Below are 24495 nucleotides of genomic sequence, written 5' to 3'. Positions count from 1 at the left end.
AGGCCCCGTCGCCGCGCAGGGCGCGCTGGCGAGTGTCGGGGCCTCACCGCGTCGAAAGCACTGAGATCCCGCAGAGCCAGCAGACAGGCTGCGTCTGGAAGAAGGCCGAACACCCAGAACCTATGGGCAAGCTGTGAATGAGAAGTGGCTCAGATCTTGTCGTTTCGTGACCGCGGAGTGACGTTCGGCTGCACTTTATGGAGGGCGAGTGGCCGTTCGGTGAACGACTGGTTCCAGGTGTCGTATTCGATTGGTGCGGGCGACCCTGGTGAGAGCAGACTCACTCGTATGCGCGCACTGACAGACTGCGGTGAACATGCAGTACCAGCGTGCAGTGCGTGTCATGGCTGCAGCGCAGACGCAATGCACGCAGCGACCATGCACCCGCACAGGGTGCCGAACAGGTGAGGAGCCTCTCATGACAGAGTTGTCCGTAGACCCCGAATACGCCGCCTTTCTCGCGGCCCAGCAGGCCGAGACAGAGGCATCAGCAGAAGTGGTGCTGCCAGCCGTCGGCGATATCGAAGGCCGCCGCGAAGCGTTCAAAGCGCTGCTGGGCACCGGTGACGAGCCCTTCGACGAGACCGAGGTGACCATCACCGATCATGAGATTCCGCTCGAGGGCGGCCAGAGCATCCGCGGTCGCCTCTTCACACCCGTCGACCGACGCAGCGACGCGTTTGGCGTGTACACCCACGGCGGCGGCATGATTCTTGGCACGATCGAGCAGTACACTCCCATCATCGCCGGCTACGCTGCAGCCGCGGGGGTGCCGCTGTTCGCCCCGGACTATCGGCTGGCGCCAGAGCATCCGCACCCGACGCCGAGCGAGGATTCGTACGCGGGCCTGGTCTGGGCATGGGAGCACCTTGACGAGCTCGGCGGCGGTGATCGGGATCGGTTCTTCGTCATCGGCGACAGTGCCGGCGGCAACCTGGCGGCGGGGCTCGCCCTGATGGCGCGAGACCGTCGCGGCCCGAAGCTCGCCAAGCAGATTCTCATCTACCCCATGCTCGACGACCGCACCGTGGTGACCGACCCCGCGATCGCTGCGTTTCTGACGTGGAGGTTCGAAGACAACATCACCGGATGGCAGGCTCTGCTGGGCGACGGCGCCGGAGCGCTCGAGCCGGTTTCGCCCTACGCTGTGCCCGGTCGTGCCGCAGATCTGGCGGGGCTGCCCGAGGCCTTCATCGACGTGGGCACGCTCGACATCTTCCGCGATGAAGACATCGACTACGCGAAGCGGCTGCTGCGCTCAGGCGTGCAGGTTGAGCTGTGCGTCTATCCCGGCGTGCCGCATGCCTGGGAGCTGCTGGCGCCTGACACCGAGCTGGCGAAGGTCGCCCGCGCGAACAGAGTGCGGGCGATTCGCGCCGTGTGAGGGCGCCGGGGCAGGGGACTGCGGCCTCGTGACGGAGCCATGGCAAATGCCGCCCCTTGACACGGTCGAGACATGGCAAATGCCGCCCACTGACGGTCGAGACATGGAACTTGGCATGTCTGGTTCTCGTGGAGCGGCATTTGCCATGTCTGGATGGGGCTGTCTGGGGGCGTCTGGATGGGGACAGAGCGGCCTGCTCAGCGTCGTGTGTGTTCTGGTGGGGTAGGTGCGTCGAGTTTGTAGAAAAACCGGAATGGCGTGTCTGATAGCCGTACTTTTTGCAAACTCGGCGAAGGAGACGCCGGTGTTCGGCACTGAACGTGCGGAAACGGGTGCGCGATCGTGACGGGTGGCCGAGTCAGAGCGCGCGATCGTGCGACACCCGTATGGGAAGAACCGACGCACCGGCTGCGTTGGGTCTCAACGTGAGTTCGCGGCAGAGGGTGAACCGCGCCGAGGATGAGCTCCGGCAGAAGACTGCAGAGTGCTGCGGCTCGCAGAAACCAGAAACCAGGAACCAGGAGTCTCATGCGCAACCACATTCCCCTGAACGTGCTCGACCTGGTGCCGGTCAGCGCCGGCAGCGACATGAACGCGGCGCTCGACGCGTCACTCGACTCGGCGAAGCTGGCCGATGAGCTGGGCTACGAACGGTACTGGTATGCCGAGCACCACAACACCGAGCAGCTGGGAGCGAGCGCAACCGACCTGCTGATCGAGCGGGCAGCGGCGAACACGCACCGCATCCGCGTGGGGTCGGGCGGGGTCATGCTGCCGAACCACCCGCCGCTCATGGTCGCCGAGGCGTTCGGCACCCTCGCGCGGCTGCATCCCGGGCGCATCGATCTCGGCATCGGGCGCGCTCCGGGCACCGACCCGACCACATCGTCGCTGCTGGCGCGTTCCGGGTCGGCTCCGCAGGCGGTCATGCGCAACATCGCCGACCTGATCGGCTGGTTCGGGCCTGAAGGGCGTGCGCTCAGCGCGCCGGTGGTGTCGGGCGTCTCCGCCGGAACGAACGTGCCGATCTGGGTGCTCGGCTCGAGCCCGGTCGGCGCGACGATCGCCGGCGCGATGGGGCTGCCGTTCGCGGTCGCCTCGCACTTCGCGCCAGACGGCCTGCAGCAGGTGATCGAGACCTATCGGGCAGAGTTCGATGCCGATGCGCCCACGGTTCAGACCGAGTGCCCGCGAGTGATGGTGGGCGTGAACGTGATGGTCGCGCCGACCGATGCCGAGGCTCGGCGTCTGTGGACGACCGTGCAGCAGATGATGGTCAGCGTCCGCACCGGTGCCCGACTGCCGCTGCAGCCCACGGTCGACCCCGAGTCGCTGCCGGTCGAGGTGCACCGGTTCAGCGACGCGATGCTGCGTGTTCGTGCGGTCGGTACGGCGGATGTCGTGGTCGCGCAACTGCGAGCGCTCGCAGACGCGACCGGGGCCGACGAGCTGATCACGGTGACGTATGCGCATGATTCTGCGGATCGGCTGCGCAGTATGCGCCTGCTCGCGGAGGCGTGGGAGAGATGAAGACCACTCAGCGTCGGAACCGGCTGCGGTGCCGACGCCGAACAGTGCACCGACGCTGAACAGTGCACCGACGCCGACGCCGAGGAAATTGCCGATGTTCGGCTCTGCCAAGCGCTGTGCTCCTGTTCAGATCTTCTCTGAATCTTCGCAGCGACCGTCCAATCTCCGCAGTATTGGCTCGTTGTTGCGGGCATTTGGCTGGTGTTGCAGAGATTCGGGCGAAGTCTCGGGCGAGGAGAGCCGAGGCGAACCGGTCGCCGCTGTGACACCGCTGCGCAGTGTGAGTCTCGAACGCAATCGCAATCGCAATCGCAATCGCAATCGCAATCGCAATCGCAATCGCAAACGCCGTCAGCGCGTCAGTCGGCACGTTGGTGCCGATGCACAGGCCGAGGCTCGAGACCGCGCAGAGGTGGGCCGCGGGAGCAGCATGATGCGTCCTGCGGCTGACAGCTCGGTCTCAGGTCTCCGAAAGCAATCACACGGGCATGCGCCATGTCAGTCTCAGGCTCAGCCGCTGTACTGATTCTTGGACGCAGGATGGCGCCAAGAGCACCCGTTGTGGCCGAGCAGCACGATTCGTGCAGAGGCTCACAGGTCGCCGACGAGGCTCGAACGGCAGAATGCGTCACTCGACGACACGAGCCACAGGAGGCAGAGCATGTTCGACGATGATGACACCCGGCAGGTGCCGCAGCAGACCCCTCGGCAGCAGCCCCAGGCCGACCGCCAGGAACAGGGCGAGTCTGAGACGGACCCCTCGCAGGGTCAGCCTCCGCGCTCGCCGAACTGGGCGTTCGTGACAGATACGGCACACCTAGCACAGCAGCCCGACACGCCGTTCGCGTCACCGCGCTCGCCGAACGCGTTCGCAGAGCCCTCGGCGCAGCAGCCCACCGGCCCAGTGGTCTCGGGCCGCGGGCGCTCGGCCTTCTGGCGCAAAGCCCTCGCGCTCGGCGGTGCGATGGCCATCGGCGCGGGGCTGACGCTGGGCATCGGCGCCCTCACCGGTGGCTTCGGCGCAGCGGCATCCGGCTCCAGCAGCCAGGCCCTGCCCGCATTGGGCAACGGCTACGGCGTCAACGGGTCGCGAAACGGCAGCAGCGGGTCGGGCCAGTCCAACGGGCTCGGCGACGACACGATCGACGACTCCGGGCGCACGGGCACGTCGAGTGCGGGCGCGACCGCGGCATCCGCCGAACAGCAGCGCGGCGCCGTCATCATCGAGACGGTGCTCTCGTACGGTGCCGGAGAGGCTGCTGGCAGCGGATTCGTGCTCAGCAGCGACGGAATCGTCGTCACGAACCATCACGTCGTCGAGAGCGCGACCCAGATCAAGGTGACCGTCGCGTCGACCGGAACCACGTATACGGCCAAAGTGCTGGGCAGTGACTCGACGAAGGACGTCGCGCTGCTGCAGCTGCAAGATGCGTCGGGCCTCGAGGCCGTCTCGCTCGACGACGACGGCGTGAACGCCGGTGACACGCTCACCGCGATCGGCAACGCCGAGGGCAAGGGGCAGCTGGTCGCCGCCGCAGGCACGGTGAGCGCCACGAACAAGACGATCACGGCCTCGACGGCGAGCAGCGTGACCGGCGCGGCGAGCGGCAGCGCCACCGGCGGGACGTCAGGGGGCTCATCGAGCAGCAGCGAGTCCGAGACCCTGAGCGGGCTGATCGAGTTCGGCGCCGCGGTGGTGTCGGGCGATTCGGGCGGGCCCGTGCTCGACGCTGAAGGCGAGGTGACCGCGATGACGGTCGCCGCGAGCAGCGGCGGCCAGACCGTGGGCTACGCGATTCCGATCACCACCGTGTCGAGCGTGGTGCAGCAGATCGAGAACAAGGATGCATCAGGCAGCGTGCGCATCGGCGGCTCGCCGTTCTTGGGCGTCTCGATGCAGAGCGCGGGCAGCTCGTCGGGGTCGGTCTCGTCGAATCGTGGCTCTCGCAGCGGCTCGACGGGCTCGTCGGCGCAGACCGGCGGCGCAGCTGTCGCCGGGGTCGTCGATGAGACCCCGGCTGCCGAGGCCGGCATCACTGCGGGCTCCACGATCACTGCGATCGACGGGCAGACCGTGGGCAGTGCCGAAGACCTGAGCACGATCATCGCCAAGCATGCGGTCGGCGATCATGTCTCGGTCACGTGGGCAGATGCGCAGGGCACCTCGCACACCAAGACCGTGACGCTGGCCGAAGGCCCCGTGCAGTAGCAGAAACACCTCGCCGGGCATCGTGCCGCGGTCAGCCCAGCATGTCGACGGCGAGACCGCGCGCACGGCGCAGCCGCTCCAGCACAGCGGTCTCACTCGCCTGCATGTCCGGGGGCAGCTGCTCGGGGCCGGTGACCAGCGCGATCTTGACCACGGCGATCACGACGGCGAACAGCAGTCGCGCTCGCTGCTGCACCCGGGCATCCGTCGTCGCCGTGCCCAGCTCGAGCGCGACCCGCTCGGCGATCGCGTCATTCAGACGACTCTGCAGCCGTTCGACGCGACTCGCTATCTCGGTCAGCAGATGCGGGTGCTCATGCAGAATCCGGTGACGCTGTACCTGCAGCGACGACTGTCGCAGCGGGCTGTGCTCTGCAGATGCGATCAGCTGCAACAGCGCATCGATGATGTCGTCGTTCGAGTGCTCGATGAACTGCTGCAACGCGGCTGCATCGATGCTCGCCGGTATGTACCCGAGAATCGCGGCATCCTTGGTGCCGAAGTAGTTGTAGAACGTGCGCGGCGAGATCTCGGCCTGATCACAGATCATCTCGACCGAGACCTGGTCGTACCCGAGGCGATCGACGAGTTCAACCGTCACCTGCTCGACATGCTCGCGAGTCTGGCGCAGCTTGCGCTGACGCAGCCCCTCGTGCGCGCATGCCATCGCGTCGGCCTGATCAGCCATCGTCGCGAGCCTGTGCGTGATCATGCGTCGATGCCGCGGATGCTGCATGCGTGCCTTGTCGACGAGTCGCGGTCGTCATCTCGGCATCGGCCGGGGCCGCGCCGCCGGTCTTGCCCGACTCATCGAGAGAAGTGGCGAGCGGGTGTTCCTGCACGAAGAGCAGCAGCACGAAGGCGATCAGCAGCAGCGGCATCAGCCACATGAAGATCGGGGTGAGGGCGTCGTTGTACGCGTTCACGATGACATCGCGAATCGGCGTCGGCAGGTCTCTGACCACGGTCGGGGTGAGTGAGTCGAGGCTGGCCCCGGAACCGTCGCCGGCGCTGGTCTGCGGCATGCGCTCTGTGACCAGAGCTGTGAGACGCGAAGTGAACACGCTGCCCACGATGGCCGACCCGAGAGTGGCGCCGATCTCTCGAAAGAAGTTGTTCGCACCGGTCGCGGTGCCGACCTGCGTGATGGGAAACTCGTTCTGCACGATGAGCACGAGAATCTGAATGCCGAGACCGATTCCGGCACCAAGCAGAAACAGGTAGCTGCACAGCAGGAACAGCGGGGTGTCGGCGTGCAACGTGGACAGCAGTACCAATGAAGCCGCCACGAGCAGCATGCTGGCCAGGGGCATCCACTTGTAGTGCGACGTGCGGCTCGCGAGCTGGCCCGAAGAGATTGCCGTGATCATCAGGCCGATGACCATGGGCACCAGGAGCAGCCCTGACTCGGTGGCGCCCGTGTCGTGCACGATCTGCAGGTAGGTCGGCATGTAGCCGAGCGTGCCGAACATCGCGATGCCGACGGCGAGGCCTGCGGCGGTGGTGAGGTTGAAGTTGCGGTTGCGGAAGAGCGCGAGGGGCAGCAGCGGGTCGGCCGCCTTGGCCTCAGCCCAGAGAAACAGACCGGCGAAGACGATCGTGGCGATGATCAGTCCGATGATCTGGGGGGAATCCCAGTCGTACGTGTTGCCGCCCCACGAAGCGAACAGCACTAGGCACGAAACCCAGATCGCGAGCAGCACGGTGCCGAGCACGTCGAGGCGCACTCGGTCTGTCGCATGCTTCGGCAGGTGCAGCAGCACGCTGAGCGCGATGATGGCGATGACTGCGAGTGGAATGTTCATCCAGAACGCCCAGCGCCAGCCGATAGAGTCGGTGAACCATCCGCCCAGCAGTGGACCGGCCACTGCTGAGAGGCCGAACACGGCACCCATGGGGCCCATGTACTTGCCGCGGTCTTTCGGCGGCACGATGTCGGCGATGATCGCCTGTGAGAGAATCATCAGGCCGCCGCCGCCGAGGCCCTGAATGCCTCGAGCGATGATCAGCCAGGTCATGTCCTGCGCGAGGCCGCCGACGATCGAGCCGACCAGAAAGGCGGTCACTGCGCCGATCGTGATCGCCTTGCGGCCGTAGAGGTCGCCGAGCTTGCCATAGACCGGCATCATCACGGTCGCGCAGAGGATGTATGCGGTGGCGACCCAGAGCATGTGCTCGACACCGTTGAGCTCGCCGACGATGGTCGGCAGGGCTGTTGAGAAGATCATCTGGTCGAGCGAGCTCAGCAGCATCACGACGATCAGCGCGACGAAGATCAGATTGATCTGTCGTCTGGGCAGCATGCCTGTCGGGGCGTGCGTGAGAGTGGGGTCGGGCATGGAAGAGCCTTCTTCGTGAATCGGGGGAGTGTCGTGCAGATGTACATGCGGCAGATGCGCATGGACACGACGGCGCGTGCCATCACGGCAGCGTCGCGCGTGTCAGTGCACTAACTGTAAACTTGCAGACTCTGCAAAGTCAAGCTGGGGCTTTGCCGGCGCCCGAGCTGCGGTTCGGCCTCAGCAGACGCCCTAGAATACCCTCGGCGCCTTTCGATCGCGGATGGTGCAGTGATGGGGGGGTGAGACTGCGATGAACCTGAAGCGGCGGCTGCACGTGCCCTCGCATGCGCTGATGCGCGGCACCGCCGCGATGCTGACGCTCTGCCTTGCCGCTGCGGGGGTGATCCAGATCGCGGCCGGGGATGCTCCAGCCGCCCAAGCCGTTGAAGTCGATGCCCTCAGTGCGGCTGCGGCGGTCGACGCGCTGCAGCTGCAGAGCCCGCAGCTGCAGATCGAACTGCAGAGTCGGCTGCAGGGCATCGTCGACAGTGCCGCGCAGCATGGCGTGAAGATGGGCATCGCGCTCGGTGACTTGTCGGGGGTGCTCGGTGGCGAGTCTGTGGCGGTCGGTGCCGCAGACGAAGAGTTCAAAGCTGCCAGCACGATCAAGATCGGCCTCGCTGCAGTGATCATGCGCGCTGTCGACGACGGGCGGTGGGATCTGCAGACCCCCGTCACCGTTCGGCCTTCAGATATCGTCGGCGGCACGGGAACGCTGCAGGGCGGGGCCGCGGCGACATCCGTCAGGCAGCTGCCGTTGGGCGAGCTGCTGCGCCTGATGATCACCGTCAGCGACAACACAGCCACCAATGTGCTGATCGACTTCGTCGGCGGGCTCGACGCGGTCGGGGTCGGGCTGCGCGCGCTCGGCATCGCCGACGCCGACATGCACTTCGGGCGCAAGATGGTGCTCTCGCATGATGCGAGACATGAGAACCTCATCACCGCAACAGGCGACATGCGGCTGCTCGAGCGCATTCATGCTGGTGAGATGCTGTCGCGCGCGGCGAGCGATCAGATCATCGACTGGATGCGCCAGCAGACCGTGAACACCAAGTTCGGCGCGGTTGTGCCGCGGACCGAGCTGGCCAACAAGACGGGCGAGAACGTCGACGTCAGCCACGACACGGGCTACCTGCTCACCCCAGGCCGAGAGGTGGCGCTCGCCGTGATGACCTCGTTCGGCCCGGGTGTCGCGGGTGGGGCAGGCACGGCGTCGGCTGCCGACCGTGACGTGCAGGACGTCGCGCGCGCGGTGCACGACGTTCTTGTCGCGGCACCTCGGCCTGCTGCGGGCTCTGAGGCGGGCGCGAGCGAGTCGGCTTCGCACGTGGGCTCGGCGTCAGGGCTGGCCGATCAGGTGCCCCAAGGCACCGCCGGTGACGCTCGCCTGCCCGCTGAGACCGTCATGGGGATGCCCCGCTCACTTGCCGTGGGGCTGGCCAGCGCCGGGCTGGGTGCGGGAGTGCTCTGCGTGGTTGCGGGCATGGTGCTTGCGGTTCGTCGCCGGCGCGCTCTGGTTTCCGATTCGCACAGATGATTGCTAGGATTTGCTCTGTGACAGTTTCGACTGTCTCTCTGGGGGGAGAGCGGTACATTTCGACCCTTGGATGATTCGAATCAATCATGTTCAAGTTCTAGGGGGGAATGCCCATAATGTCAGCAACTCCAGTGGCATCACGCAAAGCGCTCGGCCTCATCGCCGCATTCGCGCTTTCGTTCTCAGCTCTGATCGGCGTCAGCTCGATTGCGCATGCAGACAACGTGTCGCCTGACGATGGCGCGTCTGCAGGCCAGCACGCAACGTCGAACGACGGCAATGCGTCAGGCGACAACGGCAACGCGTCAGGCAACAACGGCAACTCGAGCGCCGACGACAACTCGAGCGCCGACGACAACGACAAAGACGGCGCGCTGACGCTGGACGACATCACTCTGTCAGACGCCACCGTCGTGCCCGGCCAGACCATCACCGTCTCGACCAAGGCTGGCACGCTGGCGGCTGGCGAGCAGGTCGACATCGAGCTGCACTCGACTCCCGTCGTGCTGGCGAAGGGCGTCGCGGCGAACGACCAGGGCGTGCTCAACGCGCAGGTGACGATTCCCGCCGACACCGAGCTGGGCGAGCACCACATCGTGATCGCCGACCTCGATCCGGCCAAGCTCACGGTCGTGGCCCCCACGGCTGACGATGCAGCGGCAACCGACGCCGGCAGCTCAGCTCAGAGCGGCACCCTCGCTCACACAGGTGCTCAGGATGCCGCCCTCGTCTTCGGCGCCCTGCTGCTGGTCGCCGCTGGTGCGGCCGGTGTGATCGCGGCTCGTCGTCGCGGTGCAGCTCAGCACTGAGACTGTTGAGACGCTGCCTGCGCCTCAAACGCGGGTGACATCCATGATTCGCGCGCTCATCCGAAAGACATGGGATGAGCGCGCGAATCTGTCTGCACACGCAGCGATCTGGCTGCTCGTCGTCTCACAGTTCGTCTTTCTTCCCTATGCAGATGACCGCTGGATCTTTCCCAAGCTGACGGCCATGTGCGTGGCGGTCTTCTTCGCGGCACTCGCACCGGCATCGGGGCGCCTGCCAGCGTTCTTCACCCCGGTTGTGCTTGCCGGGCTCGGCATCCTGCTGCTCGACGTGGGTGTGTCGGCAGACTTCGGAGCACAGCTGCTCGGTCGTGACCCGCGCTATGAGGGGCTGGTCGCCGTGCCGGTCTACGCCGCGGCGATCTGGGCTGGTGCACGCATGTTGGGGCCTGGTGCGACGCAGGGGCACAGGCGGTCGTTCGTCGTGGCCCTGGCCTGCGGTGCGATCGCCACTGCAGTGGTGGCTGTCTCGCAGCGCACCCCGTTGACGCTGATTCCCACCGACTCGGCGCGCCCCGGGTCGTTGCTCGCCAACGCCACCAACCTCGGCGTGATCATGGTCGTCGTCGCCGTCATGCTCGTGCCATCGGCTCTCGCCGGCGTCAGGCAGTTCGTTGCCGCGGTGAAGATCGGCACACGTCTGCAGGCGACCCCGCGCCGCATCGCCCATGCAGTGAGCATCGCCCTGATTCTCGCAGGCCTGGCGAGTGCAGTGCTCAGCTTCGTGCTGTCTGCCTCGCGAGCGGCGTTTCTCGCCGTCGCGGTCTCAGGCGTCGTCGGTCTGGCCGTGATCATCACCGACCGGGTGCGCAGTGGGCGTCGCATCGTGCGGCCGGTGTTGCTGCCCGCGACAATCGCGGTCGCGATCGTCGTCGTCGTCTCGCTGTGCGTGCCCATGACGCGTTCACGGCTGCTCGGCACCTCGAACTTCGCGCTCAAGACGGTCTCAGACCGATTTGACATCTACGAGTCGACGATGCGCATCGTGGCGGATCATCCGTGGACGGGGCTGGGGGCAAACGGCTTCATCGAGGTTGCCCCGAAATATCTCAATGCGAACTGGTATGCGAGCGTCGGCGGCGACGTCACGCTCGACTCGCCGCACAACTGGGTGATGCAGGTGCTCGTCATCGGCGGTCTGCCGCTCTTCGCGTGGGCATTGCTGACAATCGCGCTGTGCGTTCGTCAGCTGTGTGCCCTGCTGCTGTCACAGCCGATCAGCACGCGGTCGCAGGGGCGCCGCAAGAAACTGGTCGGCAGCTATCAGGGCACTTCTGCCGTGACGATGACCTCTGACCGCTGGTGGGCGCACATCGGCCCCGAGCAGCGCGCTCTGCAGCTGTCGGCCGGTGTCGCCCTGGCCGGCTATCTCGCCGCACTGCTGACGCACTTCACCTCAGCCGACAACACCCTGCTCGCCGGTGTGCTCGTCGGTCTGGCCCTGAGCCGGCCGATGCCCGCACGCGGTGCGATCGAGCGCATGTCACTGCTGAGTCAGGCGTTCTCCCGGGTGCGCTCACCACGGCTTCGCAGACGGTGCCAGCGCTTGAAACATGCGGCCGAGCGCCCGCTGCGACCCGCACTCGACGGCGGCATCTCGCGTGTCATCGTGCTCGCCGCGCTGCTGATCTGGAGCGTGTGGATGGGAGTGAACGCCGCCGCCGAACAGCCGCTGCGCACGGCACAGCTGGCCATCTCGCAGACGAACTATGCCCGAGCCGAACGTGAGTACGCCAAGGCCGAGGCAATGCGACCGTGGGATGTCGACCTGCCGTACAAGGCGGCACGTCGCTATGCGGGGAAAGCAGCCGCGGGTGATCCGGTCGCCGCCCAGCTGACCGTCGACTGGTCGCGTCGAGCGCTGGCCGAAGTGCCAGACATGGGGCGGGCCAAGCGCACGCTTGCGATCGGGCTGGAGCATGTGGGCGACGTGCGCGGGGCATACGCAGTGCTCGACGAGCTCGCATGCGATATTCCGGGCAACCCCTCGGTGCAAGAGCAGCGCAGTCGTGTCGGGGAGCTCATCGCCGCCCAGACGCACTGACCTGCGGTCTGCAGACATCGGTCGGTCAGGCCGTGAGTCTCTTCGCTGAGCATGGGGCGCTGCTGTCGCGAATGCGCAGACTCGGCGAGACCAGAATCTCTGCGGGACGCACCCCGCCTGCGGCAGACTCGATGCGGCGGGTGGCCTCGTCGACCGCCAGTGCGGCGATCTGCGCGACGTCTTGGTGCAGAGTGGTCATGCGCAGACCCGACTGCCAGGCGAAGCCGCTGTCGTCGAAGCCCACGACTGACACGTGCTCGGGCACCTGCAGGCCTCGAATCTTGAGGCCGAAGATGATGCCTGCGGCGCATTCGTCGTTGTGCGCAACCACCGCAGTCGGCAGCTGAGCCAGCAGCTGGAGCCGCTTGGCCGCCTGGATGCCAGACTGAAACGTCTCGCCGCCGTGAACGATCGTCGAATGCGCGTTCGTGCCAGCGGCCTGCATGGCGCTTTCGTACCCCAGGCGTCGATCAACGGTGCCCGACGCCTCAGGGGCGTCGGCGAAGGCGATGCGGGTGTGACCGGCCGACTGCAGATACAGCATCGCCTGGCGCACTCCCGCCCAACCGTCGACGCTGACGCTGCTGATCGCAGCACTTGACCTGTTGCTGCCGACAATCACGATCGGCACGGTGTCGATGGCAGCGCTGACGTCGATGTCGTCTGGGTGCGTGCTGACCAGGATGATCGCCTGACAGCGGCTGTCGATCAGGTGTTCGGCCGCCTCCTGCGGGGCGCGGTCATCTGTGACTGCGCTCAGCAGCAGCTCGTAGCCCCGAGATGCGGTGGCCTGATAGAGGGCCTCGATCACCTGTGCGTGAAACGCCTGCCGCAGCGAGAACACGACTCCGATGCGACGCACCTCATGTCGGGCCAGCACGCTGGCAGCCTTGTTCGGGCGGTAGCCGAGCCGTCGAGCGACCTCACGCACGTGCTCACGCGTGCGCTCGGCCGGCCCGGGGGCTCCGGTGAGACACATCGAGGCCAACCCGACCGACACCCCTGCGGCGCGGGCGACCTGGGCGAGGGTCGGGCGAGGTGCGCGTTGCTTCGGCATGAGAACTCCTGTGTGACGGTGCGTCTGAAGCCTCGTCGTTGAAACATTCAGACGAATATCATTTGCCCAGTCTATGCGTTTCTGTCGTACGGTATTAAAACGTTTCAAGCGACGATGTGGTCGGCTGCAGAACCATACGGCGCATCAATCTCGGCAATGACGCGAAATGAGGGATGCACAGTGAAGACGGTTGAAGAGCACTATGACGTGGTGGTCTGCGGCGGAGGCCTCGCCGGCGTCAGCGCAGCGATCAGCGCGGCGCGCCACGGCGCACAGGTGGCCCTGGTCCACGATCGACCCGTGTTGGGCGGCACTTCGTCGTCTGAGGTTCGCGTCACCCCGCACGGGGCTGCCGCGTTTCACGCCTATGCGCGTGAGACCGGCATCATCGCCGAGACGCTCATCGAAGAGCGCGTGCGCAATCATGTGAAGATCACCGAGAACGGCTGGACGAACAGTGTGTGGGATCTCACCCTCTACGACTTCGCGATGCAGACGCCGGGGCTCACCGTGCACCTCAACACACCGCTCGAAGAGGCCGAGGTCGTCGAGGGGCGCATCGCCTCGATCACGGCGCGCACGGTCAACGCCGAACTCAGCCATCGCATCCGCGCCGAGGTCTTCATCGACTGCACCGGCGACGGCACCCTGGGCGCGCTCGCCGGCGCCGAGTCGCGGCACGGCATTGAGGCGCGCTCCGAGTTCGACGAGCCCAGCGCCCCCGATGAGGCGAGCAGCGACACGATGGGCAGCTCGCTGCACTTCAAGACGGTCGACGTCGGGCATCCCGTCGACTTCACCCCGCCGCCGTGGGCGGCGAAGTACGAAGACTCCTCGTTCTTTCGCAGCGGCGGGCGCATCGCCAAGACGCTGGCCAGCGGGTATTGGTGGATCGAGATCGGGCCGCCGTGGAACACCATCGACGACAACGAAGAGATCAGACACGAGCTCACCCGTCAGGTGCTCGGCATCTGGGACTGGTACAAGAACCACGACGACGAGTGGTCGCCGAAGGCGCGCAACATCGCACTCGACTGGATCGGCCAGGTGCCGGGCAAGCGCGAGAGCAGAAGACTGATGGGGCAGCGCCTGCTGACCGAGCACGATCTGCTCGCCTCGCCCGCATATGACGACGAGGTCGCCTACGGCGGCTGGTACATCGATCTGCACTCGATCGGCGGGCTCTATCAAGACGAGGCCGAGCCGCTGACCAGCGCACGCCACGTCGATCACTCCAGCTCATATCAGGAGTCTCGCTATGTCGGCCCCTTCGGCATTCCGCTCGGGGCACTGGTCAGCCGAGACATCGGCAACCTGATGTACGCCGGCCGCAACATCAGCGCCACACACGTCGCCCTCGGTGCGCTGCGCGTGCAGGGCACCACCTCGGTCATGGGGCAGGCGGTGGGCACTGCGGCTGCACAGAGCGTCAGCACGGGCGGCGATCTGTGGCAGAACGTGCAGCGAGACATCATCGAGATTCAGCAGTCGCTGGTGAGAGACGGCTGCTTTCTGCCGCATGTCGCGACAGCAGACCCGGACGAACTGGCAGCGCGTGCCCGTCTCAGTGCGAGCTCGACACACGCGTGCACCGGTGTCGACCCCGACGACGAGTCGGTTCTCGGTGGTCTCGACTACTGGCGCGACTACCCGATCTTTCCCGAAGACGGCAGGCTCGACAGACGTCTGGCCCAGTGGATCGCTCTCGGTGAGGGGCAGGGCGTCGACGAGATCGCCGTCTGCCTCACCAACCGCGGCGACCACGAGGCCGAGGTGCGTGCGCATCTCTACGATGTGCCCGACATCTGGACGTATGCCGCCGAACCCTCTGCGCCTGTGCGCGAGACGACGCTGCATGTCGCCCCCGGCGAGCGCATCTGGGTGCCATGGCCGGTGCAGGCCAGCGCCGAAGAGCTCGCGCAGACGACCTACCTGCGCCTCGATCTCGATGCCGTGCCGAACGTCGAATGGCACGTGTCGAAAGCGGTGCTGCCGGGGCAGGTCGCCGCATACGAGGTCGCTGCGGGCCGTCATCGCCGCTTCGGCGGCGGTGCGACGCTCAGCCACCGCGTCTCGCCGGCCCAGCAGGCCTATCCGATCACCCACGTGGTCAACGGCGTGACCAGGCCGCATCGCGCGACGAACCAGTGGCGCTCGATGCCAGACGACAGCCCGCAGTGGGTGCAGCTCGACTGGGCTGAGCCGCAGACCGTCGCGCAAGTGCAGCTGACTTTTCCCGGGCACCTGCTGCGCGAATACCACGCCTGCCCTCCGGGGTATCGAGACCCACAGAGCGCGCGCGACTACCGCGTACAGGGGCTGACCGCCGATGGGTGGCAGACGCTGGCGGTTCGGCAGGGCAACTATCAGACTCGCGTCGTGCACGACTTCGACGCCGTGCAGATCACTCGTCTGCGCATCGAGATCGATGCGACGAACGGCGACCCCTCGGCCGGTCTCTTCGAGGTGCGCTGCTATGCGCATGCGAAGTGCACGCCGGCGGGCGTGGTGCGAGAGGGGACAGACCATGACGGCTGAGACTGAATTGGGCCGGGTGCCGGCGAGAACCAGACGCAGCGGGTCGACGCGTCGGTTCGCGGTCATTCTCATCGCGCCGGCGCTGGTGCTCTTCATCGCGGTGATCGGCTACCCGATGGTGCGGTCGCTGGTCTACGGCTTCTACAAGGGCAGCCTGCTCACCGACGCGTCGACGTTCGTCGGGTTCGACAACATCGCGAACCTGATGGGCAGCCCGAGCTTCTGGGGCATGGTCTGGCACACCGGCGTCTTCGTGGTCGTCTCGTCGATCGGTGCCTTCGTGCTGGCCCTGGCCCTGGCCCTGGCGCTGAACAGCCGGATAGCGGGCAAAGGCGTCTGGCGCACGTCGTTTCTGATTCCCTGGGTGCTGCCGGGCGTCGTCGTGTCGTTTCTCTGGTCGTGGATCTTCAACACGAACTACGGGCTGCTCAACGGGGTGATCGCAAGCCTCGGCGGGCCGGGTGACACGAACTGGTTGAACTCTCCCACGCTGGCGATGGCAGGCGTGATCATCGCGAAAATCTGGCATTCGTTTCCGTGGATGGCTGTGCTGCTCATGGCCGCCATGCAGGGCGTGCCGAGCGAAGTGCACGATGCCGCCGCGGTCGACGGGGCGAGAGGGTGGCGCAAGCAGTGGTACGTGGTGCTGCCTCAGATCAAGCCGGCCATGGCCCTGACGCTGCTGCTCGAGACCATCTGGGGGCTCCAGCACTTCGAGATTCCCTGGGTGATGACCGGTGGCGGGCCAGTCGGATCGACGACGACACTGTCGATCGGCCTCTACAAGGCCGCGTTCAACAACTACGACCTCGGGCAGGCCGGCGCCATCGGCATCGTGTGGACTCTGATCATGGGCGTGCTCGCGGCGATATACGGAATCTACTCAGTGCGACAGGAGAGGGCAGCACGATGAGCGACACGACCCTGGCGAATGCCATCGACGCCGAACAGAGCCGATCGGGCAGATACGTGCGCGAAGCCGAGAGCAGAGAGGCTGAACGGCGCCCCCGCAGGCTGCGCCGCAGACCATGGGTCGGCTATGCGACCGTCGCAGCGCTCGCGGTGTTCGCGTTCATTCCGGTGATCTGGATGATCATCACGGCATTCACCTCAGAAGAGAGCATCTTCCGCGACCCGCTGGGCGCTGACCGCACGTGGACGCTCGAAAACTTCACCGCTGTGCTCACCGACCCCAATCTGGTGAGATTCATCGGCAACGGACTCTTCGTGTCGCTGACCACCTCGGTGGTGAGTCTCGCGGTGGGGTTCCTGGCCGGATACTCGTTCTCGAAGTTCCGCTACCGCGGGCGCTCCACTGCGATGTACACGCTGCTGCTCGCGCAGATGGTTCCCGAAGTGCTGCTGCTGCTCACGCTGTACACGACCATGGCGAAGTTCGGGCTGCTGAACACCTACCCGGCCCTGATCATCTCGTACACCACGTTCACACTGCCGCTGTCGGTGCTGATGATGAAGAATGCCTTCGACGCCGTGCCCGACGAACTCATCGAAGCCGGGCGAATCGACGGTGCGAGCGAGTGGCGCATCATGAACTCGGTGATCTTCCCGGTGGTCAAGACCTCGATGATCGCCGTGTGCATGTTCGCGTTCATCCGAGCCTGGAACGACTTGGTCTACGCGCTCACGCTGGTCGACACCACGAAGCAGACCCTTCCTGCGGGCCTGACTCTGACCTACCTCGGAGAGTTCCAGAGCCAGTACGGGCAGATGATGGCTGCCTCGCTGATCAGCTCGCTGCCGGTGATCGCCATCTTCCTGGTCTTTCAGAAGCAGTTCGTCAGCGGAGCGCTCGCTGGCTCGATCAAGTGATTCGGCGCGTCGAGCGCGACTGCCGAACGACCAGACTCTCAACACCCGACCGCCACAACCTCGACTGGACAAAGGAGTTCACGATGAATACCACACGCCTCGACCAGAAGTCTGCGTCGCCGCTGCAGATGCCCGTCAGCCGACGCGCACTGCTGGGCCTGATCGGATTCGGCGCCGCCACCGCCGGCATGATGACTCTCACCGGCTGCAGTACAGCCGGATCGTCGGCCACGGGCTCGGACACCGAGACACAGTTCACCTCGTGGATCCTGGGCGATGACAAACAGGGGCCGCAGATCAAGCAGCTGCTCGACTCGTTCGGGCAGTCGAAGTCGGTCACGGTCTCGACCAACACGTATCCGTATCAGCAGTACATGGATCAGATCGTGCTCAAGGCCCGCAACCGCGACATCAGCGGCGTCGCCCACATCGACGAGGAATGGCTCTCCACTCTCGCGACGGCAGGTGTGCTGCAGTCGGTCGATGACATCTTCGACGCCTCGAAGTACTCGTCAGCAGTCAACGACAGCGGGGTCTACAAGGGAACCCGCTATGGAATGCCGTGGGCCTATTCCGCCATCGGTCTGGTCGGCAACAGCGAGGTGCTGAAAGAGGCCGGTGTCGACCCGCAGGGACTGACGACGCCCGAAGGATTTCTCAGTGCGCTTCGGGCCATCAAACGCGCGGACTCCTCGATTGTGCCCTACGCCCCGTGCACGAATGTCAAGCAGGTCAAAGACATCATTCCGTGGATGTGGGCGTTCGGATCCTCGGTGGTGGAAGGCGACCAGGTCACGCTCGGCGACGACGGGTCGGTGAAGGCCCTCGACTTCTGGAAACAGCTCCTGGACGAAGGGCTCATCCAGGCGGGCACGCTCCGAGAAGAGACGAGAACGCTGTTCGCGCAGGGGAAGGCCGCGATCTACGACGACGCTCCCCAGGCGATCGGCGTGATTCCGAAGCAGTCTCCCGACCCGAACATCGTCGACAAGATGGTGCCCGTCGTGCGACCGGGCGGCGACTCGCTCTCGTGGAGTCAGCCGGTCGTGCTCTTCGACACGGGCAAAGCCAGCAGCGAGCTGGCCGGCTTTCTGTCGACGGACGATGGCGCGCTGCAGACCGCGTTCGAGGTGTCGGGTCAGCCACCGGCCCTCGAAAGCGCGACGCAGCAGCCCTGGATCGCGCAGAACCCCTTCTACCAGCAGTGGAATCAAGAGGTTCTGCCGCACGCCAGGCGGAACCCGTTGTGGGCGTTCCCCAGCGCCAGCGCTGCACAGACCCGGCTCAACGAAGAGGTGGAAGCGGCTCTGTCCGGCGCCAAGAGCGCATCTGCCGCGATGGCGACGGCAAAAGACGATCTGCAGGGACTGCTCCAGGGCTGACCCTGGCGCACACGAACGACGAGGAGAGAGCTCATGGCGACAGTCACCTTCACATCCACCACTCGCGTCTATCCGGGGCAGGACCATCCTGCCCTCAACCACCTCGACCTCGAGATCGACGACGGCGAATTCCTCGTGCTCGTCGGCCCGTCAGGCTGTGGCAAGTCGACGACGCTGCGCATGCTGGCCGGGCTGGAAGAGGTGTCAGAGGGCAGGATTCTCATCGATGGAAAAGACATCACCACGCTCTCTCCTCGTGACCGTGACATCGCGATGGTCTTTCAGAACTACGCGCTCTACCCGCACATGACGGTGGCCGAGAACATGGGATTCGCACTGAAGATGGCGAAAGTGCCGAAGGCAGAGCGGGAGCGCAGAGTGCGCGAGGCCGCCCGGCTTCTCGACCTCGAGCCCTATCTCGACCGCCGCCCGAAAGCGCTCTCGGGCGGGCAGCGTCAGCGAGTCGCCATGGGGCGCGCCGTCGTGCGCGAGCCGAAGGTCTTCTTGATGGATGAGCCGCTGTCGAATCTCGATGCCAAGCTGCGAGTGCAGACGAGAACGCAGATCGCCCAGCTGCAGCGGCGCCTGAACGTCACGACCGTCTATGTGACCCACGATCAGACTGAGGCGCTGACCATGGGCGACCGCATCGCGGTGCTGAAAGACGGTGATCTGCAGCAGGTCGGCACCCCGCGAGAACTCTACGAGACACCGGCGAACGAGTTCGTGGCCGGCTTTCTCGGCTCTCCATCGATGAATCTGCTCGAAGGCGTCGTCGACGACTCGGGAGTGCGCCTCGGCACGCGACACATCGACGTGCCTGCCGAGATTCTCATCGGGGCCGGGCCGACGGTCACTTTCGGCGTGCGCCCCGAAGACCTGTACCTCAGCGACAGGCCGGGGGAGGGGCTCAAGCTGAAGGTCGACATGGTCGAGGAGCTGGGAGCCGACGGGTACCTCTTCGGGCATCCCACCGACCAGCCCAAGACGACGGTCGTCGCGAGAGTCGACGGGCGTGACCACCCGGCGCCCGGCGACGTCGTGAGGGTCGTGCCCAAACCCAATCGGGTGCATCTCTTCGATCGGGCGACCGGCAACCGGCTCTACTCGACGGTGACCGCACCCGTTCGGCTGCCGTCGTGACGCGTCGCCGCTGACCGGGCCTTTTCGTCATGGCGCCGCAGGTGCCAGCGCAGTCAGACGACAGCGGGCTCGTCGAGGCTGTCGTCGCCGTCGTCTCCACCAGTCTCAAGGCTGCGGCCTAGACTGGTGGAGCGCGGCCGCACACTTCACTCGGCAGCGCCAGTACCGTCGCAGGTGCGAGCGTACGACGAGGGGAGCACGGTGAGCAGCATTCTGAACGCGCAGACCAGGCAGCAGGCAATCGAGACCGTCAGCGACTCGACGCTGGATGTGCTCGTGATCGGTGGAGGCGTCACCGGCGCCGGCATCGCGCTGGACGCCGCGACGCGCGGGCTGAAGGTCGGCATCGTCGAGGCAGACGACTGGGCCTCAGGCACGTCGAGCTGGTCGAGCAAGCTGCTGCACGGGGGGCTTCGGTATCTCGAGATGCTCGACTTCGTGCTGGTGCACGAGGCGATTCTCGAGCGCAATCTGCTGCTGCGCGTCATCGCCCCGCATCTTGCCGTGCCGGTGCCGTTCATCTACCCGCTGCACCGGGCTGTCACCGAGCGGGCCTACGTCGGCAGCGGCATCACGCTCTACGACAGCATGGCCTGGCTGGGCGGCATGCCAGCCGTGCCCGGGCACCGACACCTCACGAAGCGGGGGCTGCACGAGCTGTTCCCCGGGCTCGATGAGAATCGACTGGCCGGCGGCATCCGCTATTACGACGCTCGCATCGACGACGCCCGCCTCGTCTCGACACTGGTGCGCACCGCTGCGCACTTCGGCGCCCGTGCGGTCAACCGGGCCAAGGTCACCGCTCTCATCACCGACGAGTTCGATCGCGTGCGCGGGGCCGAGGTGCTCGATCGCGAGAGCGGCAAGACCTTCACCGTGCGCGCGAAGAACGTGATCAACGCCACCGGCGTCTGGACGGAACAGACCGAGGCGCTCAGCGGCACCAGCGGCGGGCTCAAAGTGCTCGCGTCGAAGGGCGTGCACATCGTCGTGCCGCGCGAGCGCATCCCCGGCCACGCCGGCATCATCTCGCAGACCGAGAAGAGTGTGCTCTTCGTGATCCCGTGGAAAGGCCGCTGGATCATCGGCACGACCGATACGCCATACACCGGCGACTACGCGAAGCCGGTCGCCACCGAAGAAGACATCGCCTATCTGATCGATCACGTCAACGAGCTGCTCGCCGACCCGATCTCTCGAGAGGATGTCGTGGGCACGTATGCGGGTCTGCGCCCGTTGCTGCAGCCCGGCACCAAGGCAGGCACTGCCTCGACCAAGGTCTCGCGCGAGCACACCGTTGCCTCACCGGCACCGGGACTCACCGTGATCGCCGGAGGCAAGCTGACCACCTATCGTGTGATGGCCGAAGACGCCGTGAACTTCGCCCTCGGGCCGAGCAAGGCCCGCAAGAAGCCCTCGCGCACGAAGCAGACGCCACTGCTCGGCGCCCGTGGGCTCGACGCGATCACCGCCAAGCGAGCCGAGATCTCACGCATTCACGGCTGGCCGATGTGGCGGGTCAACCGTCTGATCAACAGATACGGCACCCTGCTCTACGACGTGCTCGAGCTCATCGGCGTCGAGCCCGAGCTCTCAGACGAGATCGACGGGGCCCCCGGATACCTGCAGGCCGAAGTCGTCTACGCGGTGACGAACGAGGGGGCGCTGCACCTCGACGATGTGATGGAACGGCGCACCCGCATCAGCATCGAGTACCCCGATCGGGGGGCCGCCGCGGTCGACCAGGTCTCGCATCTGATGGCCGCGCAGCTCGGCTGGGGAGAGAGGCAGCGCCTGGCCGAGGTCGACGGTTACCTGGCAGAGACTGCGCACACCGGCATCGGCGACGACCAAGAGCCGGTCGTGCACGCAAGTGGTGACGACGTCGCGCCCGCGTCAGACGAGACCGCGCCAGAGGCCGTCGAAGAGAGCGTCGCCGGCGACCATGCCGACGGGCGGAGTGCAGGCCGATGACGGCCGGTGACCGAACCGTCGACATCGTTCTCTGTGCCCCACGCGTTCCCGCCGGAGTTCTGCCACGGCCCAGACTCAGCGCTCTGATCGGTCGGGGCATCGAGCAGAGAGGCGGAGTGGTTCTGCTCGGGCCGTCTGGCTGCGGCAAGACCACGGCGCTCGCCGACTGGGCGCACAGCCAGCCAGACGACGGCACGATGCGTCTGTGGATCGCCGTCGACGACGGCAGCCGCACGCGTGAGCAGTTCTGGAGACTGGTCGCCGAGCGCCTCACGCGCGCCGGTCTCATGCCGGGCCTCGATGCACAGCGACCGATCGGCCTGGCGACAGACTCCCGAGACCCGCTGCCGGTGCAGATCGCACGGGTTCTGTCTGCGAAGAACACCCGGGTCGTGCTCATGGTCGACCGAGGCGAAGACCTGATCGATCCTCAGATCGCGAACGACTTTCTGATGCTGAGCAGCCGCTGCCCTGCGCTGTCGCTCGTCATCACGGCGCACACGATTCCCCTGGGCATGGACGCCGATCTGCACGCAGCAGGTGCCGCGATCATTCGCGCTGATGAGTTCTCACTGACCGTGGACGAATGCCGTCAGCTGCTGATGCGAGAGGTCGGGCCTCAGGCCGTGCCGCTTGCCTCGCATCTGCGCGAACAGACCGGTGGCTGGCCGATGCCGGTCAGACTGGTTCTCGCCGAGCTGGAGCACACTCGGGCACCAGAGTGGGACGCGCTCATCACCTCGACCACCGTCGCCTTCATCGAATCACGAGTCCTCGGTGACGCGCAGATGCCCGGTGCGGCGGAGTTCATCACGCTGACGAGTTTCGCAGAGACCTTCTCGATAGACCAGGCCGCCCAGATGGCAGAGGTCTCACCGACCGAGGCCGAGCGCATCATCGACACCCTGCACCGGCAGGGCCTGGGCACCTGGCTGCCGTGGGACGGCTCTCCACAGGGGCTCTTTCGCTATCACCGCATGATCGTCGACGTCGCGGCCACGCGCCAGGCCGAGATCTCGGCAGCGCGCCGCCGTTGCATCCACCGTCTGGTCGCGACTTGGGCCGAGCGCAGAGAAGACTGGCGCACAGCGATCCTGCATGCCGCTCGCGGACGTGACATGGCGCGGCTCAACGCCCTCATCTCAGATCATCTGCATGCCACGCTGATGGCCATCGACGCCGAGATCGCCGAGTCGTTCAATGAAATCGATCTCGACACGATGCGCTCTGAACCGCTGGTGCTCTACATGCGGGGGCTCATGCGCATGGTGTCGGCGACCAAGGCCCGACAGGGAGCAGTCGAACTCACCGAGGCAGCTCGGGTCGCGATGCAGCAGGTTCCGAACGCTCGAGGACGGCGCCGAACGACGCTGCTGAGCATGATCTCGGTCGTCCAGCGCATCACCGGCGAGTGGGACGACCTGGGCAAGACCCTGCTGCGACTTGAGAATCAGCTGGACGAGTTCGATGCGCAGCCCGGCCTGATTGCGCCCGATGTCGAGGAGTACCAGCGCCTGCAGGCGGCCCTCGGGCATCTGCGACTGGGCGAGAGCGCGCAGGCCCGTGTCCAGGTTATGCACGCTCTGCAGAAGTCGGATGCCAGCCGGCCGACGCTGTCTCGTGGCAGTGCACTCGGCCTCATGGCCTGTCAGCAGGCGTTCGAGGGGCACCTCTACGAGTCAGAGGAGCTCGTCAGCAAGGGGTTCGCCCAGCAGCGGCCATATGGGTGGCAGAGCTCGTACAATGGCCTCCACCTTCGACTGGCTGCCGCCACGATCGCTCTTGAACGCGGCGACCAGAGACTGATGGACGAACACCTGGACGCCGTCTACCCGCATCTGCCTCGGTCGGAGTACTGGTCCGATGCGGTTCCGCTGATCGGGTGGGGGCTGATGGTGACCCGAGGCATCGGCGCCGCAAACGCCTTCATCTTTCAGCAGGTCGAGATGCACGCCGCAGGGGCGCCGTCGTCACCGGCCGCCCAGCAGCAGCTTCATGGTCTCTGGGCCGGGGCGTGTGCGACCGGCGGGCTGATGCCGCAGGCCGAGCAGCATCTCGTCGGTGTCGATCCGAAGCTCGCACCGGTGCGCCTCGCTCGCGTCATCATCGCGCTGCAGACCTCTCGGTACGATGCCGCTGCTGCCGATGGCATCACACTGGCGACCGACACCACCGTCGCCCTGCGTGGGCGAGTGACGGGCTCTCTCTTCGCAGCCGCCGCGCTCTGGCAGAAGGGGCAGCAGGAGGTCGCGCTGCGATACTACGATGCGGCCAGCGAGGCGGCGCTGCGCGATGGGCTGAGCCTGCCGCATCGCATGCTGCCGGCGACCATCGGCTGTGAAATGCTCGATGACTGGAGACTTCGACATCCTGCTGCGCTCGATGAGACCGAGCACGCCCTGATAGAGCTCTGGGGAAGGCCGATCGGCGCGACTCCGCGAGAGCAGGTCGATCTGACGCCGCGCGAGATCGAGGTGCTGAGACTGCTCAAACAAGGGGGCACGACTTCGTCGATGGCTGCTGACCTGCACGTCACGGTCAATACGGTGAAGACACAGCGCACATCGCTCTACCGCAAGCTCGGTGTGAAGAATCGAGACGATGCGCTCAATCGCGCCTACGAACTCGGTCTGTTCGTCTCGGACTCGGCCGATCCCGGGTCAGGAACGGCCCTGTGATGCAGCGTCGAAGACTC

General features: G+C 66.0%; 16 protein-coding genes. 13 read left to right on the top strand and 3 right to left on the bottom strand.

The genetic code is table 11. From position 1 onward, the window contains the following. The first annotated feature begins 418 nt into the window (after nucleotides 1–418). The 3 genes from LRX77_RS03505 to LRX77_RS03495 all read left to right on the top strand — a co-directional run bounded on the left by LRX77_RS03505 (nucleotide 419) and on the right by LRX77_RS03495 (nucleotide 5123). The gene (locus LRX77_RS03505; RefSeq protein ID WP_231831458.1) at nucleotides 419–1384 is read left to right on the top strand and encodes an alpha/beta hydrolase; all 966 of its coding nucleotides are present in this window, start codon (nucleotides 419–421) and stop codon (nucleotides 1382–1384) included. Nucleotides 1385–1912: 528 nt separating this feature from the next. Continuing rightward, a complete protein-coding gene (locus LRX77_RS03500) occupies nucleotides 1913–2914 on the top strand; it encodes an LLM class flavin-dependent oxidoreductase (protein WP_231831457.1) in 1002 nt (333 codons plus the stop codon). A 661-nt stretch (nucleotides 2915–3575) separates the two neighbouring features. Beyond that, the gene (locus tag LRX77_RS03495; RefSeq protein ID WP_231831456.1) at nucleotides 3576–5123 is read left to right on the top strand and encodes a S1C family serine protease; all 1548 of its coding nucleotides are present in this window, start codon (nucleotides 3576–3578) and stop codon (nucleotides 5121–5123) included. A 31-nt stretch (nucleotides 5124–5154) separates the two neighbouring features. On the opposite strand, the gene LRX77_RS03490 is transcribed toward LRX77_RS03495, so the two are convergent. After that, on the bottom strand, nucleotides 5155–5811 hold the full coding sequence (locus tag LRX77_RS03490) for a TetR/AcrR family transcriptional regulator (protein WP_231831454.1): 657 nt from the start codon (nucleotides 5809–5811) through the stop codon (nucleotides 5155–5157). Then, nucleotides 5804–7462 (bottom strand): MDR family MFS transporter, encoded by a 1659-nt coding sequence (locus LRX77_RS03485; protein ID WP_225733166.1) that lies wholly within the window; start codon nucleotides 7460–7462, stop codon nucleotides 5804–5806. Before LRX77_RS03485 ends, LRX77_RS03490 begins: the two co-directional genes overlap by 8 nt. 253 nt (nucleotides 7463–7715) lie before the next feature. Here LRX77_RS03485 and LRX77_RS03480 point away from each other — a divergent pair, with 253 nt between their 5' ends. From LRX77_RS03480 to LRX77_RS03470, 3 genes are all read left to right on the top strand, one after another. Continuing rightward, nucleotides 7716–9005: a serine hydrolase gene (locus tag LRX77_RS03480; RefSeq protein ID WP_231831452.1), complete on the top strand. Its 1290-nt coding sequence runs from the start codon at nucleotides 7716–7718 to the stop codon at nucleotides 9003–9005. 116 nt (nucleotides 9006–9121) lie between these two features. After that, the gene (locus tag LRX77_RS03475; RefSeq protein ID WP_231831451.1) at nucleotides 9122–9814 is read left to right on the top strand and encodes a hypothetical protein; all 693 of its coding nucleotides are present in this window, start codon (nucleotides 9122–9124) and stop codon (nucleotides 9812–9814) included. Nucleotides 9815–9857: 43 nt separating this feature from the next. Continuing rightward, nucleotides 9858–11876: an O-antigen ligase family protein gene (locus tag LRX77_RS03470; RefSeq protein ID WP_231831449.1), complete on the top strand. Its 2019-nt coding sequence runs from the start codon at nucleotides 9858–9860 to the stop codon at nucleotides 11874–11876. A gap of 25 nt (nucleotides 11877–11901) precedes the next feature. Here LRX77_RS03470 and LRX77_RS03465 read toward each other — a convergent pair whose 3' ends face one another. Next, entirely contained in the window at nucleotides 11902–12933 is a 1032-nt protein-coding gene (locus LRX77_RS03465) for a LacI family DNA-binding transcriptional regulator (protein ID WP_231831448.1), read from the bottom strand. A gap of 180 nt (nucleotides 12934–13113) precedes the next feature. On the opposite strand from LRX77_RS03465, the gene LRX77_RS03460 reads away from it, so the two are divergent. From LRX77_RS03460 to LRX77_RS03430, 7 genes are all read left to right on the top strand, one after another. After that, nucleotides 13114–15471 (top strand): FAD-dependent oxidoreductase, encoded by a 2358-nt coding sequence (locus LRX77_RS03460; protein ID WP_231831447.1) that lies wholly within the window; start codon nucleotides 13114–13116, stop codon nucleotides 15469–15471. Continuing rightward, a complete protein-coding gene (locus tag LRX77_RS03455; RefSeq protein ID WP_231831446.1) occupies nucleotides 15461–16384 on the top strand; it encodes a carbohydrate ABC transporter permease in 924 nt (307 codons plus the stop codon). Before LRX77_RS03460 ends, LRX77_RS03455 begins: the two co-directional genes overlap by 11 nt. Then, nucleotides 16381–17301, top strand: a complete 921-nt coding sequence (locus LRX77_RS03450; RefSeq protein WP_231831445.1) for a carbohydrate ABC transporter permease — start codon at nucleotides 16381–16383, stop codon at nucleotides 17299–17301. Before LRX77_RS03455 ends, LRX77_RS03450 begins: the two co-directional genes overlap by 4 nt. A gap of 83 nt (nucleotides 17302–17384) precedes the next feature. After that, nucleotides 17385–18683 carry an ABC transporter substrate-binding protein gene (locus tag LRX77_RS03445; protein ID WP_231831444.1) on the top strand — a complete coding sequence of 433 codons (1299 nt, stop codon included), beginning with the start codon at nucleotides 17385–17387 and terminating at the stop codon, nucleotides 18681–18683. A gap of 33 nt (nucleotides 18684–18716) precedes the next feature. Beyond that, nucleotides 18717–19826, top strand: coding sequence for an ABC transporter ATP-binding protein (locus LRX77_RS03440; protein WP_158030842.1), 1110 nt, complete (start codon nucleotides 18717–18719; stop codon nucleotides 19824–19826). A 201-nt stretch (nucleotides 19827–20027) separates the two neighbouring features. Beyond that, nucleotides 20028–21800 carry a glycerol-3-phosphate dehydrogenase/oxidase gene (locus LRX77_RS03435; protein ID WP_231831443.1) on the top strand — a complete coding sequence of 591 codons (1773 nt, stop codon included), beginning with the start codon at nucleotides 20028–20030 and terminating at the stop codon, nucleotides 21798–21800. 116 nt (nucleotides 21801–21916) lie between these two features. Continuing rightward, nucleotides 21917–24478: a helix-turn-helix transcriptional regulator gene (locus LRX77_RS03430; protein WP_231831441.1), complete on the top strand. Its 2562-nt coding sequence runs from the start codon at nucleotides 21917–21919 to the stop codon at nucleotides 24476–24478. The last annotated feature ends 17 nt before the right edge of the window (nucleotides 24479–24495 follow it).

The organism is Pseudoclavibacter sp. 13-3, assembly GCF_021168475.1.
In the GTDB taxonomy this organism is placed as follows: Bacteria; Actinomycetota; Actinomycetes; order Actinomycetales; family Microbacteriaceae; genus Pseudoclavibacter_A.
This window is presented reverse-complemented; position numbering and strand designations above follow the sequence as displayed.

Excerpts from the sequence above, each read along its gene's own strand:
- LRX77_RS03495 (WP_231831456.1), top strand. The coding sequence starts at position 3,576 with ATGTTCGACGATGATGACACCCGGCAGGTGCCGCAGCAGACCCCTCGG.
- LRX77_RS03490 (WP_231831454.1), bottom strand. The coding sequence starts at position 5,811 with ATGGCTGATCAGGCCGACGCGATGGCATGCGCGCACGAGGGGCTGCGT.
- LRX77_RS03465 (WP_231831448.1), bottom strand. The coding sequence starts at position 12,933 with ATGCCGAAGCAACGCGCACCTCGCCCGACCCTCGCCCAGGTCGCCCGC.
- LRX77_RS03480 (WP_231831452.1), top strand. The coding sequence starts at position 7,716 with ATGAACCTGAAGCGGCGGCTGCACGTGCCCTCGCATGCGCTGATGCGC.
- LRX77_RS03470 (WP_231831449.1), top strand. The coding sequence starts at position 9,858 with ATGATTCGCGCGCTCATCCGAAAGACATGGGATGAGCGCGCGAATCTG.
- LRX77_RS03440 (WP_158030842.1), top strand. The coding sequence starts at position 18,717 with ATGGCGACAGTCACCTTCACATCCACCACTCGCGTCTATCCGGGGCAG.
- LRX77_RS03500 (WP_231831457.1), top strand. The coding sequence starts at position 1,913 with ATGCGCAACCACATTCCCCTGAACGTGCTCGACCTGGTGCCGGTCAGC.
- LRX77_RS03485 (WP_225733166.1), bottom strand. The coding sequence starts at position 7,462 with ATGCCCGACCCCACTCTCACGCACGCCCCGACAGGCATGCTGCCCAGA.
- LRX77_RS03445 (WP_231831444.1), top strand. The coding sequence starts at position 17,385 with ATGAATACCACACGCCTCGACCAGAAGTCTGCGTCGCCGCTGCAGATG.
- LRX77_RS03505 (WP_231831458.1), top strand. The coding sequence starts at position 419 with ATGACAGAGTTGTCCGTAGACCCCGAATACGCCGCCTTTCTCGCGGCC.
- LRX77_RS03475 (WP_231831451.1), top strand. The coding sequence starts at position 9,122 with ATGTCAGCAACTCCAGTGGCATCACGCAAAGCGCTCGGCCTCATCGCC.
- LRX77_RS03455 (WP_231831446.1), top strand. The coding sequence starts at position 15,461 with ATGACGGCTGAGACTGAATTGGGCCGGGTGCCGGCGAGAACCAGACGC.
- LRX77_RS03450 (WP_231831445.1), top strand. The coding sequence starts at position 16,381 with ATGAGCGACACGACCCTGGCGAATGCCATCGACGCCGAACAGAGCCGA.